Here is a 15,704-nt window from a genome sequence, read left to right on the forward strand (position 1 = left end):
ACGCGGCCGTCTATGATAAGCTGTACGAGGAATACAGCCGCCTTCACGACTACTTTGGACGTGGAGGCAATCCGGTGATGAAGAAGCTGAAGGCGATTAAGGAAGAAGCCGGGCGTTCTACAGAAGCGGCAAGCACTCATTCTTAAAAGATAAGGTATCTAAAAAAGCACAGTACGCCGAGAAAACGGCAGACTGTGCTTTTTTTGTTCTTATATTCCATAATTTGCAACAAGCGAAAGTCTTGTGAAATGAAAGATGGTAATGCGTTCCTTTCATAGACTTTCAGGTAAAGTACAATCGTTTAGTTTTAACGGGCATTCTCACTTTTTCAGCATGGCATCAGCAAACAAAATGGATTTTGGAATGCGGAAAAACTGTTCCGCCTGATCCTGGAAGGTTTGAGAAGGAACGGTACCCTGATGCAACCATTTTCGGAATGTGCCGGGATGAACGCCAATCCAATGACTGACATCGGTCACCGAAATATCATGGACCATACACAGACCCGCCAAAATCCGGTTTTTGACCGGGGAACGAGTCACAGTCCGTTTCATAAAACGGGACGGTGATGGCTGACAGATGAGCGGTGAACGCCGGACAACCTCTTCATTAAACAGAATATGGTGCGGATACCCAAGAGTGTTACATGTTTTTTCCAGATTAGTGTTGCCGGGAATACGGCCCTCATATACCCACGCGCTGACGCTACGTGAGGAAATGGAAAGCTCCTCGGCAAGCTGAGACAGTTTAATGTCATTAGCCATCAAAACGGCTAGCAGAACACGATTGCGTACTTGACAGCGTGTCGGCTTGCGAAAACGTTTGACGCGCACACCTTTTCCCAAATATTTGCGATTGATCAGAGACCACGCCTGAATGGAATGTTTATCTTGTTGTTTAGGCATATATCCTCCGATTTTTTTAACCACATACTACTATACCCGAAGGGGACTTTGCAAGTGACTCCCCTCCTGATTTTCTTTTAATCCCATGGGCTTAACCGGTTTATGGAAAATAAGGTCCATTTGACCTATGAAAAGGGCTGCTTAAGGGGCCGATATATTGAATTGTGTCTACTTTTATGGAAACGGAGGGAATATGTTCTTTTTTTATGATTGTAAGGCTTATAAGAGGGAGAAATGGATAGGGGATTCCAAGTGTACCCAACTATTTCCTGAATGACAAGAGGAGGTTATCCAGTCAGATGGTTTGTAAAAAGATAATGATATGGTTTCTGACGGCACTTTTGGCAGCAAACACTTTGCTGTGCCTGCCTAGTGTGGCAGGAGCGGAGAAGCAAGACACGAGGGACAGAGTAGAACAAAATCAAGCGGATACGGCACAGGAGAAACTTGAGCTTTCTGATGGAACCGTTTCTTTCACCCCGTCTGCTTCTGCGACAAACAGCGTCTATAACGCATTAATGATGAGTTTGGCGGCAAACGTGGAATATACGTCGATCTCTATTGATCCCGGGGAAACGTATGAATTTGAGAATACAGATACGATTAGTAAATCCATATACAGTAACGCCTCCGAATCTAAAGGCATTCTGTATGATAGTGTGAGTTACAAAGAGGACGGAGATATCAGCACTGTCCATATGGATTACGGCATAAGCCCCATTGGTGTTCCCGGGGGAGGTACAGCATTTATTACGAATGCAGGGACAACAGCATTAACCGTAAAGGTAACGGATGTCTTCACCTACAGCACATCGGAGAGTCCGGCATTGGAACGTGTTACGGTCTCTAAGAATGAGAGTTACCGGATCGTGAATGACGGATGGACTGCCCATTCGATTCAGCATGATGGTTCAAGTAAGGACAATCGCCGTTTTGATTATGCCAAATACAGGGAAAATGGAACTTTAGCCGCATCTGGCCTTAACAGCATTGCTCATCCCTCTTTGGCTGAAGGTGAGGAACTGATCGTTACAGGTGGTACTTCAAATGTCGTGACCTTTGGTTTACCGTACGGAAAATACAGTATAGAAAGTACCGGAGAGCCCGCTTATGCACGGGTTAGCTTGAATCAGGGAGAAAGCTATCAGTTTATTAATGTTGGAACCAGATTAGACTCGATTGAGAGCGACGGTACACCCAAGGATAAATTGGACTATGTTGTATATCTGTCCAATGGAACGGAATCCTCGCGTGGCACCGGCACTTCGGCCAAGCCGCAGGTCGGTGTAGACAAATACGCGGTTATTACCCAGGTTACAGCCAGCCCGGTTACATACGGTGCGCCTTACCGTAACTTTATCGCCCGTCCTGTCGGCGGTGATGCGATCAGTCGCGTCGAGTTTGAGGCAGGCAAGAGCTACATTTTCCATAATAACGGCACGCTGATGAACCCGATCTACAACAACTCCAGAAAGGCAGGAAGCTTGTTCGATTATGCTATTTACAAGCCGGATGGAACGGTCAATTCCTACGGTTTTAACAGCCAGGCTGGTCCTATGATTCCAGCATCAGGTTATGCCATTGTGACTGTAATGGGCCCAGGACCGATTACATTTGATTATACGGACGATTTTTCCTGGGAAACGAGCAAGGATCCTGCCTTTTTACGCGTAACCTTATCGAAGGGTGAAAGTTATGCTTATACGAATATCAGTGATCATTTAAGGAATCTGCACAGCACCGCTCCAACCGTTAAGGGCAAATTTGATGTGGTCCTGTATAAAGCGAACGGCATGGAGGAATCCAGACGCAGTACTGGAAACTCAACCTTTCTGGTTGGTGCAGGTAAAAAGGCCAGCGTGACGGTAACCAGTGACACGCCGATCACCTTTGGTGGTATCTATCGGAGCTTTAAGGCCAGCGAAGATGACAATGGTATCGGCCAAACGACTTTGGAACCGGGGGATTCGTATGTTTTCCGGAATCATGATAGCCAATCGAACTCATTGCGGCGTGATAAAAGTAGCGGGAATGCACGCTTTGATTCTGCAAGCTATCGAGGACTTCGTTTACTTACATCAGATCATTTCAACAATATAGTAGATCCGGAGATTGTCGCGGGCGGTGAAGCAATTGTCACCAATGTATCAGATCGGCCAATCACCTTTAGTTATAGCAGTAAAGTAGAGGCTTTGCTCAGCGGGCAGGCGGCATTCCATCGAATTACGTTAAAACGTGGAGAAAGTCGAAGATTTATTAATGTAAGTTCTATAGACAAAGCTCTGGATGTCATTTCTGCCAACGGTATGAAGTGGAGCTATACCAATTACCGTGCAGACGGAACTTTCACCCAAGTGAATGATACAACGCAATTGCCTCTAGTAGAGGCTGGTGGCTACGTGGTGATTACTTCTGTATCGGATATACCGGTTACGTTTGGCGGTCCATTAGGAATATTCGACGTGGATGATGCCCAAGCTCCGGCAGGTCAGGTAACCGTTAATCAAGGAGAGAGCTACGTATTCGTGAATACAGGTACAGAGACTTCTACGCTGACCTCCAATGCTGCAAGTGAAAATCGTCTCTATGACTATGCCATATATGGAGAAGGTACCGGTGTTCATTCCAAGGTGGATGACGCAGGCATGGGTGTTTCGTTGCCTATGATCTTACTTGGGGCAGGAAAAACGCTAGTCGTGACTGTGACTTCACCACAGGCTGTAACTTTTAATTATGGAAATGAGATCAAGGCTGAAGCGGGTACTGACCCGGCGTTGTTAAAAACGTCTTTGTCCGGCGGAAAGCAGGAAGTATGGATCAATCGCGGAAGCGAGGCAGCCCCTGTCTTGACGAATGCAAAGACGGCTGGTGGAACGTATCAGTATACCGTTACGGATCAGGCTGGAAAAGTGATTCGTGAATATAAAGAGGCGACAGATAATCTACAGCAAGTGCCAGGTAAAGCAAACATTCATCTTGCCGTAGCGGCAGCTACTCCTGCTGTTAACTTTGGAGCGCCTTATCGTTTGTTTGCTATGAAAAATAACGATGACAGCAAGCTGGACGAGCTCATTGAACTCATAGAAAAGGAAGCTGACTTTACGGCAGGTCAGCAAGGGAAATATCGGTTTACGCCCAAAGAAGACGGAATGTACCGTTTTGCGGTGAAGGAAAAATCCAACGAAGCTGCGCAGCAGCCTATTGTAACCTTGTTTACCGACCCTGATTTTTCGAATCAGCTTGTCTCCTCAACAGAGCAAGCGCAAATATATGGTTGGAATTTCACTGTTTTAGAGTATGAGATGAAGGCAGGACAAACCGTTTATGTGAAGCTGGCAGAAACTAATAGTGGCGCATTACAAACCGTAATTAAGGCAGCACATATGGCGCTTGGCAAGGATACTTCATATGAATACGGCAAAGGGAACCGACTGAATAAAGTTATTTTTTCCACCGGAGATCAAATCGAGCTGCATTATGATTTAAACGGAAACGTCAGTATGCGGCTGAAGAAGGTATTTCCTTTTACAAATTAAATAGGGGTGAGCATGTGTTTAAACGTTATATTTGTAGTCTATTATGTGTGGCAATGCTGCTGGGTCCATGGAGTACATGGGCATATGGAGAGGAAGGGAAAGGAGAGGCTGCGGCTTCTCAGTCTTCGTCTTCCACTCCACAGATTATTACCAGAGCATGGCTTGCACAGCAAACAGGTAAGGATCAGGCTTGGGTCAATGCACAGTTATCCAAAGGCTATACTTTATATGATATTTATAAAGCATGGCAAAAAGATGGTGGGGAAAACTCATTACCTGAACAAAGTCCTGCCTTGTGGGTACAGCAAAATGGGCTTGAATTGAGCACAAAAGCGAAGATGGAACCGTCCAAGGAGCCGGCTGAACTCAAGGCAGGTGAAAAGCCCGTTCAGGATGAAGTGGTGAATCCCAAACCGCTGGATAAGGGTGAGGAACCATCGCTGGTCCCTGAGACGACTGAGGTAGGTATACCATCCATACCCCGTGTAAATGATTCCGTATATGCGCCGATTCTAGGAGAAAACGGTCTGATCGGGCAGGATTTACTTAAACAAAGTTTGTTACAGGTATCTGCTACAACAGATGTGTATGCCCCTTTTGATCAGGCGGCGCTTGCACAAAGCAGGCTAAGTGATGATACTTCGCGTTATGGGCTGGATTACGGTGACAACAGTGTATCAACCGCTTCTGGACAGCTTATCGTGCAAAATACGGACTTGGTGCTGCCAGGATCGTTGCCCTTTGCACTGACTCGTGTGTATAACAGTTCATTGGCGAATAACCAGATTGGTGTGCAGCAACATGAGAGTGTGTACACAAACACAAGTGCCATTCGCGAGGAGGAAGCAGCTTCTGGTCTGGGTAGAGGCTGGAAATGGGATCTTCCCCACATGCAGGAACAGGATGGTAAACAGTATCTGTACATGCCGGGAACGGGCTCCTATGAACTGAGAGATGATTTGCAGCTTGAAGGATATGCATACAAAGATCTCAAGATCAGTACAGATCAAAGCGCAAGCGTGCAGGGAGTAAGCAGTGCATACAAAATAGCAGAGCTGAATGGAAATGACTATTATCTGGATCAGGACGGTTATTTGATTTTAATCCAGGATGCGTATAAGAATCGGGTGGAGTTTGACTATACAAGTTCTGGTGGAGCTAAGCTCATTCGTTCGATTCGAAATAATGATGGCAGAGAGCTTGACTTCACTTACAATGCCGGACAGCTTGTTGTTAAAGAGCAGGGCACAGACCATCAGTACACCTATCGTCAAAGTGACGAGGGAAGCAGCAAGGTGCTAACGGAAGTGCTGGATTCTCTTTCTAGAAGCACAAGCTATACGTATACTTTAACGGATGCTCCGTTTAATTTGGTAGCAGATAGTGAGGGGAAAACTGGGGCCTTACAGCAAAATGCATCGGCGCTGCTCACGCGAATTGCACGACCTACTTCGTCCATCACAGACATTCGTTATGAAGCCTATAACAAGCAAATAGGCGTATACGGTATACAAGGCGTGTTCAAGGTGGTTTCACGCGCAGATGTGTACAGTACGACGGCAGGCAATCGTTTTTTGAATAAAATAGATTTCACCTATTCGGGAGAAGATCTGGCCAGCTATGGCAACAACGCTGAATGGACGGTGACGGCTACAGGAACACGTACAGCGGAAACCTTCCGTTTTGGCAAAACCTTTAGAGGAGATCATGCACCAGACAAACTTGTTCTAAGCCGCTATGATCAAGAGGGGGATTCTACCGGCTATCATGTGGATTATACGTATAATGATGCTGTGAACTGGAATTTGCCTGTGCAAATGCGAGAGTCCTATACGGAGGGCGGTTCTCCATCAGAACCTGTAACGACCTCCTATGACTACAATGAATATGGTCTTCCTTTGAAAATATCCCAAAGTACGGGATCGGAGACGGTTCATACGTATAAAACCTCTAATGAGCCTTTTTTCTGGGTACAACCTGTTCAGACGGTTAGCAAAATCAGTGAAGGAAAAACCGGAACGACAGTTCGAACCTATAAAGCAGAGGGCCAATTGTATGAACTGAAAAACTATGAAGGTACAGAGCAAGGGAAGCTTTTATCACACAGGTATACTTTTTACAATGCAAAAGGGAATGTAAGCGGTCAGAAAGTTCTCATTGATGATAGAAATTATACGGATGTGTCTATTGATTATGATTCTCCTTATGGTTCTCAGCTCCCAACAAGGCAGCTTTTGCCTAAAGGTGTTGAGTATACGTATGATTACTATCCGACTGGAGAAATCAAGTCCCAAACCGATGCCAAGCGCAAAACGGAGTCCTATGTGTATGACGCGTTGGGGCGTGTAACGAAGGTTACTTATCCGGATGGAACTCAAACCGTTGTGGTGTATAAGGATGATACGAACGATGTCACCGTCACCGGGCCCGATGGCGTGAGCGCTGAAAGATTGTATAATCCATTCGGACAGCTGCTCCAGCAGCAGGTGGATGATGCGATCTACGGATACGGTTATGACGATCATGGAGATAGGGTAGAAAGCACGGATGCGGAACAAGCCACCACTCGCTACGCCTACGATGCTTTTGGACGGCCTGTGAAGACGACCTATGCGGATGGAACAGCAGATACCGTGGCGTATAATGCGGTGGATCGAACGGTCACTTATACGGATGCGGCTGGTTATCGTGTGCGTGAGGTATCGGATGCTTTAGGTCGTGTGACTTCCACCCAAGAAGCTAAAAATGGATCCTTTCAGCCGCTGGAGTCGTTAGCTTATAATCATGCGGGTATGGTCACTAGCCGGACGGACGGTAACGGCCAACGTATGACCTATGATTACGATGCACTGGGACAAATGATCTCCGTCACAGATCCATCTGGACAAAAGACCAGCTATATGTATGATCTGGCCGGAAATTTGAAGACTGTTCAGTATCCTGATGGGCAAAAGAATGTGTATTCGTATGATGAGCTGGGCAGACGTACGTTACTTGAGAAGTCAAGCGGAGGAACAACGCTAAATATTTACGATACGGATGGCAATATCACCCGTATGTTGACGGGGAAATCGGACGCAATCACCTTTCAATATAACGCGGACGGGCTGGTTACGGAAGCAGCAGGCCCTGATTTTAAAACCAATTATACCTACGATAACGCAGGACGAAGAAAAAGCATGACAGATGGGCAGGGTACGACCTCCTATGCCTATGATCCATCCGATGGGTCGTTGACCGGACTGAAGTACCCGGACGGCACGCAAATCAGCTATGAGTACAATAAGCAGTCTCGCACAGGTTATGTGCTGACCGATGCTTCTGGAACGTCTATGCATGTCCAGTCCAAGCTGGATAGCTTGGGCCAAGTGACTCAAATGGACGTTAGCAGTGGAACGGGTACAGCAAACGTACAGAGTGTGGCAGGAGCGAGTGCTGCTACGGGCGGTTCACTGGATCGCATGACATTTGAGTATGCACCGAATGGTTTGCTGAAAAGTCAGGCTTCAAGCAGAGGGCTGAGTACGCGATTCAGCTATAACGGACTGGATTTGTCCGGGGTAACGGTAGAGCAAGGCGGTACGGCGCTGCACCAATTTGGTTATGAACGGGATGGGAATAAAAACATCATCGGACGTACACAAAACGGAACAACAGACCAATTTGGATACGACCCGTCAAACCGAATAGCCAGCGAAGCCGCAGGTGAGAAGAACAAGACCTACGGCTATGATCCGAATGGAAACCGAAGCGCCGAAGGCAGCGGCAAAGTGTTTGGCATGAAAAACGCTGAATATACGTATGATTCTGTCAGCCGTCTGACGAAGGTGAGCGGTGAAGGCAAAGAGGTCGGGTACAGCTATAACGGAGACGGGCTGCTGTACGAGCGTACAGAGGGCGGCAAAACGACCCGGTATTACTATGACGAAGAAGCGAAGCTAATTGCGGAAGCTGAGGTCGAAGGTGGAGCAGCGAAGATCACGTACGCTTACGTGTATGACTTGTCTGGTCAACTGTGGGCTAGACAAGATAAAGCAAGCGGACAGTTGCAATATTACCAGTTGAATGGCCACGGGGATGTGGTGGGCCTGAGTGACAGCACAGGCAAGGAGCTGAACAGCTACAGCTACGATATCTGGGGCGGCCCGGAGACGGTCAAGGAGACCGTACCGAATGTGCTGCGCTATGCTGGCGAGTATTGGGACGAGACGACCGGACTCCAGTATTTGCGGGCTCGCTGGTACGACCCGGGCACAGCCCGTTTTATGGGCGAGGATACGTATCAAGGCGAGATTAGCGATCCGCAGAGCTTGAACGGGTATGCGTATGTAGCCAATAATCCACTCGGATATGTAGACCCTAGTGGGCATGAATTTATGCCTACGACTAAAGGCGGGATATTTTATACCAACCAGAAAACGATTATTCATTGTGAAAGAGTAGGGATGGGGACTTGCTGGAATGAGTTTAAAGCAGGAACCATACAGGCATCCACGGCAGTAGCCAACTTCATGATTGTGGATGATATTAACACGCTGCTTGATCCCAAAGCATCTACCTTTGACAAAACACTTGCGGCCGTAGGATTTATTCCCGTGGGTAAGTTTGTTAAAGGCGGAAAATTGATTATAAAGCTGACGAGTAAAGAAGGAAGATATATTGAACGATCTGTCGAATTGTCAGAAAAAAATCTAAAAGCAGCCAAAGCGCTCCCTTGTAACTGCTTTACGGCGGGAACGAAAGTTCAAACAGACGAAGGGGAGAAGAATATCGAAGACATCGAAGTCAGAGATAAGGTTCTCGCCAAGGATGAAGTAACAGGTGAACAGGCTTACAAGGAAGTCACGCATCTGTATCGAAATGATAAGGAGATGACCTATGAACTTACGGTAGGCGATCAAATTATCGAAACAACCGAAAACCATCCGTTTTGGGTTGAAGGAAAAGGTTGGGTGCTCGCGGCTGATTTACAGGTGGGAGATGAGCTACAACAAAGTAACGGGAATACTTTGAAAATCGATAAAATCAACAAAGTAATACATGATGAAATGGTTAAGGTATACAATTTTACGGTTGCTGATTTCAATACGTACTATGTAAGCAGTTTGGGAATATGGGTTCATAATATCTCATGTGCGGAGATAAACTGGAAAGGATTTAGTAGCGGCAAATTAAAGCCCCATTGGGAAAAACATGGAGATGAATTCGGTGATATTTCTCAAAACGATTATCTAAAACTTGCGAAGGGTTTTGCTGCTGAAACCAACTCCTCGTTCAAAGAACAGGTTGTAGGTAATTTCCTTGTTAAATATGACCCTTCATCAGGACGTGTACTTGTAGGTCACATTAAAGATCGACAAATAAGGACATTTTACAAAGATGACGGACGGTCTGCTGACCCGTTCCAAGCCGCAATTGATCTTGCTAAATCACTCGGTGGCGGTTAATAAGTGAGGTGAAAACATGAATCGAGATGAAGCAATAGCTATTATCTTAAAAACAACGATTGAAGATTTATCTAAGGAAGAACGGGAAGAAATCCTAATTGACTGGTGGGGGATAGACCAAGACGATCCTGAATTTGATAAGTTGCCGGAAACATTGCAATCGGAGATACTAAATTATGATGAACCTCAGAAAGATATAATGGATGAAGTTTACAGTGCATTGTTGCTTGTGGCTTTAAGAAAAAAATATCATGGGGTCAGAAACGAGTATTTATCGAAAAGAGTGTCAGCTATCCTTGGCTCTAATCAGGAGGTTGAGGGTTTGCAGGAAGAACTTTATAGTTGTCCGTGTTGTGAATTTAAGACACTTCCAACAAAGGGTGAATACGATATTTGCCCAGTATGCTTTTGGGAAGATGATGGAAGTACAGATCCAAGTTACCATAGCTCCCCCAACCACATGACACTTGCTCAAGCCCGTGATAACTTTATTGAATTCGGTGTAGTGAACAAGTCTTCGTTACAATTCCTTGAATCAGATAGACTTGAGATGTTTAGTAAATAATAAAAATGTAACAAGTGCTCAGCCTTGAGGGATAAATCCTTCAAGGCTTTCTTTTTAACCCACCCAGTACCGAATGATTAGGGCGGCTTCGTCCAAAAGAACTTAACCCTCATTGTCCCAGTATAATAATCCTCTAATATGCCTGTACGCACATGCAATGCTTGAAAAATATAACCTTTTACCACATCCTCTAACTTCGCAAAAGCCCCAATATCATCAGATACCATCATATCTTGCTGCGAAAACCTTATCTTCGTTTTCTCACGGTTTTTCTGAAATTCGCTAAAACGTAAATAACATCGCAACTATCAAGTAGTTCAATTCGATAGGGATGGTGAAAAGACTTTCGCAACTTTATTTTTATGTACCACGACCATTAAGAGTGAGAAGCAATTTAATAAACACTCATTTTGCTTCGCAACTATCCGGACATTTGCTCCGATTGTTACCGTGCAAGAACACTCTGGTAGCGCACCAGTTGACATATACAGGTAAGGCAACGTGAAGGCTAGCCACCTTGCCCTCTAATTATAGACGGAAATTCGTTAAAAAAATTTCCGGTGGGGGCTGAACATGGAAGGCGTGAAAGTATCAATTGACCGTATTGTAGTGGACTTTACGAATGTGTATTGGACGTTCTTCAATCCACTTCGTCAGAGGCTATGTGAATACTACAATGCCGCATATTACGTGGAGGACAAGGGATTTAAGTACCGTGTAAGAGTAAGGGAGGGCAAGCACTGGGCATATCTTTCGTATCGACTCTTATATGCCCGACCTTCAAGGAAAAATACGCTTCGGCTTGAATGCCCGCCTGAATCCCTAATTCACTTCATGTCTTGGATTTCAAAGATTGGAAGTAACGCAACGGACATACTGCATGTTCGTTCAGAAGTGGCGTTCGACATTCCCTTACCCTTGTCTGAACTGTTCGCCCTGTCATTGACAGGGCGGAACATGAAGAAAAGAAAGGGGACGTTCTACTCCAACAAGCGACATCAGCGGCAAGTAGCCGGATATTGCATAGTGTATGACAAGAGGATGGAACTGTTACAAAGGCGTGGGGTGAGATCGAAGGCGAATTAACGAGATTTGAAATCGTGTATAAGCCGGATGAAAAAATCCCAATGAGCGTTTTGGTTCAGTATCCGCCGCGTTTCAACAAACTTTATCTTTGTGCTCAGGCAATCTCGGTTGATTTACTAAAACCGAAACTGCAACAAAGGGTTTACGGATTGATGCGCGGCGAATTGGAACAAAAGGGATTTACGGCTTATTACCGTAGAGAAATCGTGGAGCAAATGCGGCGACGTCCGACATTGGACTTCGACCGACCGGCAGAAGAACAGTGGGAGGAAGCAATCACTGTACCATGTGCCATATTGGGCGGCCTGATTAGTAAAGTCTCAGTCCCAGTTGCTTAGTTCTACTCATCTTCCAAAACAATCAGTTCATTGAGGGGAATGTTGAGTGTTTTGCAAATTTGCTCCAATGTATCGAAGTAAGCGGCATTAACTTTGTCGGAGCAAAGGTGACTTACGGTACTGGAACGGATATTCATCCTACGAGCAAGTTCACGCTGACTGATACCCCGCTCCTCTAGGATTTCTCTAAGGCGTAAACGGACTGGCATAGTAACCTCCAAGTAACGCAATACCGTTACAAAAGTGTGATTTCCTCCATCATATCACTGAAAAACTATTGTCTGCAACGGTATACCGTTCTATAATAGAAGGGTGATACGGAATACCGTTACATTAATTTCAATTATCGTAACGGAGGGGGAGGAAACAGCATGAATGTCATCGGTTACGTTAGGGTTTCGACACAAGGACAAGCCAAAGACGGTTATAGTCTAGCGTACCAACAAGATGAAATCCGTTCCTATTGTCAGGAGCAAGGATGGAATCTGATGACCATATACAGCGATGAAGGTATCAGCGGAGCGAAGGTGAATGAGGATGCTCTAGAAGTGGAAAGAATTGGCTTTCAGAGCATGTTAGCCGCCCTGACTACCCGTGAATATGACGCCGTTGTTGTCCTCAATACAAGCCGTTTATGGCGGTCTGACATCGTGAAAGTGTTGGTTCATCGGGAGTTCAAGAAGTACGGCGTGGATGTGAAAAGCATCGAGCAACCGACTTATTCCATCCATAAGAAAGACCCAAGCGATTTCCTCATCAATGGACTTATGGAATTGCTTGACCAGTATCAACGACTAGAAATCGCCCTCAAGCTAGGCAGAGGACGCAACAAGAAAGCCCAACAGGGCGGCTATGCAGGAGGACGGGCGGCATTTGGTTACAAAGCCCGTAAAGGTCATAAAGCAATAGAAGTGAATGACAGGCAAGCCCAAGCAGTAAAAAGGCTCTTTGACATACGGGAACAGAACCCGAATTGGTCTTTATCTGAGCTCGCATTTCAGCTAAACCTAGAAGGCTTTACGACACAACAAGGCAAGCAGTTTACGAAAGTACAGGTCAAACGGATACTTGACCGTAAATCGCTGTACGAGGGCCAGTATCAATATGGCGGTATTACCGCAACAGGACTACATCAAGCCATCTTATAGCGATTAAAGAGGAAGAATGGACACGCTTACCCTTCAATGTATCCCTTCGGGAGAATACTAAACAGACGATGCGGCTATTCTTTTTCCCTAATCGCTATAAGCGGCGAAGGGGGATACTCACCATGAGACATCGCAAGGAACAGTTTATTTATGTTGGCGTTGATTTACATAAGCGGACGCATACCGCTGTTGTCATCAACTGTTGGAATGAGAAGCTAGAGGTCATTGAATTTGAGAACAAGCCATCGGCTTTCCCTGCGGTGGTAAGCAAAGTTAGGAAGCATTTACAGGAAGGTATGACGGTTGTATTCGGACTTGAAGACGTGGGCGGCTATGGAAGGTCATTAGCTGTTTACCTTGTAGAGAATCATTTCCTAGTCAAAGAGGTCAATGCCGCACTATCCAACTGGAAGCGTAAAAGCTATGCCATGACAGAGAAACATGACAGTTGGGATGCAGAGAACATTGCAAAATTGCTATTGGATGAACTGGACAGATTGCCGAGTGCTCACCCACAAGACGATTACTGGATTCTGAAACAGCTAGTAATGCGGCGGTACAGCTTACGAGATACGCTTGTCATGCTTAAGAATCAGCTTCATACGCAGTTAAGCTACAACTATCCAAGTTACAGCAAGTTCTACTCCGAAGTGGACGGAAGAACGGCACTAGCCTTTTGGCATGAGTATCCTTCCCCGTATTTGCTTGAGGGGGTCACGCTAGAAGACCTGACGTTGTTCCTTCGGAAGAACAGCAATAACGTCTGCTCTACCAAGAAAGCCGCCTTCATTCTCGAAAATGTTCAAGCAGACGGGAATACGAAGCGGAACGGTCAGGAGCATCGGGATTTCCTTGTCCGAAGCCATGTGAATCAAATCCGTGACGTACATCGTGAAATGACCGATGTAGAGAACCACATTCGGGACATCATGCAGAAGCTAGACTTCAAACTGAACACTTTTACGGGTATTGATGACGTTACCGCTTCGGCTATCGTGGCTGAAATCGGAGACATAAGCCGTTTTACAAGTGCTGACAAGCTAGCCAAGTATGCAGGGCTTACACCAAGCCAAATGAGCAGCGGTGGTAGAGGTAAAGACCGTAACCAAAGGCAAGGAAATCGAGCGTTGAATAAGATTCTGTGGGGGCTTGCAGTAAGACGAGTGCATACCGCTAGAACTTCCAGTAAACCACTCAATCCTATATTCCGTGAATACTACGAGAAGCGATTGAGTGAAGGCAAAAAGAAGAAGCAAGCAATCATCTGCATTATGAGAAGGCTCGTTACCATCCTTTATAGCATGTTGAAGAACAAAACCGAATACCGTCTTACCGCTTTACCTGAACGAGCGGCAAGCTAATGATACAATGGTGGTAGCTGAAAACAGTTGCCACCTTCTTTCTTCCCTGAATCAAGTTTCTAACTAACGAAGGGGAGAAAAATATTGAAGACATTGAAGTCGGAGATAAGGTTCTTTCCAAGGATGAAGATACGGGCCAGATAGATTACAAGGAAGTTACTCATCTATATCGAAATAACAAGGAATTCATCTACAAACTGACTGTAGGTGACGAAGTCATTGAAACAACGGACAATCATCCGTTTTGGGTTGAAGGTAAAGGTTGGGTCTTAGCAGCTGACTTACAGGTAGGGAATAGGCTACAGCAAAGCAACGGAAATACCTTGACGGTGGACAAAATCAATATTGTAAAGCATGATGAGAAGGTTAAGGTGTACAATTTTACAGTCGATGACTTCCACACCTACTTTGTTAGTGATTTAGGGATTTGGGTTCATAATATCAACTGTAATCCTTTTGATCTAACAAATTCTAACTTGTCAAAATGGATTAAAGGAAGTTTCAATTCCGTAATCAATATACTTTCCATTCTTCTTATATCTAATTACTCCCTGTACTTTTCCATCCACAGCACTTTTTGTAGCACGACGTAGATTTTGAGCAAACCCTTCAGCTTTTCTGATATATTGGGCTACATCTTCGGCCCCTACCTCTGTCCCGTGCTTCTTAAAGTGAGAGATTATTATTTCGTTTGGAAAACAATAAAACGGTGGGTGGTATTTTGGAACATTGGAAAAACATGAATATTACAGGTGTGGCCAGAATTGAGAAATGCGTTGCGGAATTTCAAGTTTGGGAGTTGAATAAGATTCCATTTGGGAAATTTAAGGTGAAAGTCTACGAACGACCGGATGGTACTTTCGCAGGTTTCACGAATATCCAACTGAAAAGCCTTGAGGATGATTCTACGGAGAGTGGAGTTGGGTTTGGTAAGACAATCTCAGAGACATTAGAGGATACAGTTAAATATTTTATGAGTATGCTTAACGCAAGAGATGATCTTTCCAAAGATGATTTTGATTGGTCTCATCCCGATGATTTTTAATATTGTTGACCTCAAGGGGAAATCTTCTTGGGGTCTTTTTTTGTGATTCACACAATAGTAGATAGAAAACTTTTTCGAATATAGCCAGATTATAAATTATAGTAATATTGAAATAAAAAGCTGATTCACATTATTTTCAATTAGAAATCTCTTTCCTAAAAAACACGAGCAGGTTCGAGAAATATTATAAATGATAATACAGATAATTTCCTAATGGGTAAAGGGCAAGTGGTCTGTTCTGACCATTAATACTGTGTACAAAATACATGAAAG

10 protein-coding genes and 1 pseudogene are annotated in these 15,704 nt (G+C 45.0%); 9 read left to right on the top strand and 2 right to left on the bottom strand.

The annotated features are described in order from the left end of the window. A pseudogene (locus tag L696_RS31870) lies at positions 1-146 on the top strand (FGGY-family carbohydrate kinase); the annotation flags it as partial. A 174-nt stretch (positions 147-320) separates the two neighbouring features. Here L696_RS31870 and L696_RS0109515 read toward each other — a convergent pair. Continuing rightward, complete coding sequence (locus L696_RS0109515) at positions 321-905, bottom strand: helix-turn-helix domain-containing protein (RefSeq protein ID WP_013370447.1); 585 nt, start codon at positions 903-905, stop codon at positions 321-323. Positions 906-1,204: 299 nt separating this feature from the next. Between L696_RS0109515 and L696_RS0109520 the strand changes: the two genes are divergently transcribed. The 4 genes from L696_RS0109520 (at position 1,205) to L696_RS31420 (ending at position 11,877) form a co-directional block, all read left to right on the top strand. Then, a complete protein-coding gene (locus tag L696_RS0109520; protein ID WP_025683438.1) occupies positions 1,205-4,441 on the top strand; it encodes a hypothetical protein in 3,237 nt (1,078 codons plus the stop codon). Positions 4,442-4,455: 14 nt separating this feature from the next. Then, positions 4,456-9,888 carry a polymorphic toxin-type HINT domain-containing protein gene (locus L696_RS0109525; RefSeq protein WP_025683439.1) on the top strand — a complete coding sequence of 1,811 codons (5,433 nt, stop codon included), beginning with the start codon at positions 4,456-4,458 and terminating at the stop codon, positions 9,886-9,888. A gap of 16 nt (positions 9,889-9,904) precedes the next feature. Then, positions 9,905-10,453, top strand: coding sequence for a CPCC family cysteine-rich protein (locus L696_RS0109530; RefSeq protein WP_025683440.1), 549 nt, complete (start codon positions 9,905-9,907; stop codon positions 10,451-10,453). A gap of 1,100 nt (positions 10,454-11,553) precedes the next feature. Further along, the gene (locus tag L696_RS31420) at positions 11,554-11,877 is read left to right on the top strand and encodes a hypothetical protein (RefSeq protein WP_025683442.1); all 324 of its coding nucleotides are present in this window, start codon (positions 11,554-11,556) and stop codon (positions 11,875-11,877) included. Positions 11,878-11,879: 2 nt separating this feature from the next. Here the strand turns inward: L696_RS31420 and L696_RS0109545 are convergent, their stop codons facing one another. After that, entirely contained in the window at positions 11,880-12,086 is a 207-nt protein-coding gene (locus tag L696_RS0109545) for a helix-turn-helix domain-containing protein (RefSeq protein ID WP_025683443.1), read from the bottom strand. Positions 12,087-12,248: 162 nt separating this feature from the next. On the opposite strand from L696_RS0109545, the gene L696_RS0109550 reads away from it, so the two are divergent. The 4 genes from L696_RS0109550 (at position 12,249) to L696_RS0109560 (ending at position 15,431) form a co-directional block, all read left to right on the top strand. Then, positions 12,249-13,025, top strand: a complete 777-nt coding sequence (locus L696_RS0109550; RefSeq protein ID WP_025683444.1) for a recombinase family protein — start codon at positions 12,249-12,251, stop codon at positions 13,023-13,025. A 122-nt stretch (positions 13,026-13,147) separates the two neighbouring features. After that, entirely contained in the window at positions 13,148-14,386 is a 1,239-nt protein-coding gene (locus L696_RS0109555; RefSeq protein ID WP_025683445.1) for an IS110 family RNA-guided transposase, read from the top strand. 50 nt (positions 14,387-14,436) lie between these two features. Continuing rightward, positions 14,437-14,979 carry a polymorphic toxin-type HINT domain-containing protein gene (locus tag L696_RS29400; protein WP_081750710.1) on the top strand — a complete coding sequence of 181 codons (543 nt, stop codon included), beginning with the start codon at positions 14,437-14,439 and terminating at the stop codon, positions 14,977-14,979. Positions 14,980-15,077: 98 nt separating this feature from the next. Then, complete coding sequence (locus L696_RS0109560; RefSeq protein WP_025683446.1) at positions 15,078-15,431, top strand: hypothetical protein; 354 nt, start codon at positions 15,078-15,080, stop codon at positions 15,429-15,431. Positions 15,432-15,704: the final 273 nt, after the last annotated feature.

This window comes from Paenibacillus maysiensis (assembly GCF_000520815.1).
Classification (GTDB): Bacteria; Bacillota; Bacilli; order Paenibacillales; family Paenibacillaceae; genus Paenibacillus; species Paenibacillus maysiensis.

Excerpts from the sequence above, each read along its gene's own strand:
- L696_RS0109555 (WP_025683445.1), top strand. The coding sequence starts at position 13,148 with ATGAGACATCGCAAGGAACAGTTTATTTATGTTGGCGTTGATTTACAT.
- L696_RS0109515 (WP_013370447.1), bottom strand. The coding sequence starts at position 905 with ATGCCTAAACAACAAGATAAACATTCCATTCAGGCGTGGTCTCTGATC.
- L696_RS0109550 (WP_025683444.1), top strand. The coding sequence starts at position 12,249 with ATGAATGTCATCGGTTACGTTAGGGTTTCGACACAAGGACAAGCCAAA.
- L696_RS0109520 (WP_025683438.1), top strand. The coding sequence starts at position 1,205 with ATGGTTTGTAAAAAGATAATGATATGGTTTCTGACGGCACTTTTGGCA.
- L696_RS0109530 (WP_025683440.1), top strand. The coding sequence starts at position 9,905 with ATGAATCGAGATGAAGCAATAGCTATTATCTTAAAAACAACGATTGAA.
- L696_RS0109545 (WP_025683443.1), bottom strand. The coding sequence starts at position 12,086 with ATGCCAGTCCGTTTACGCCTTAGAGAAATCCTAGAGGAGCGGGGTATC.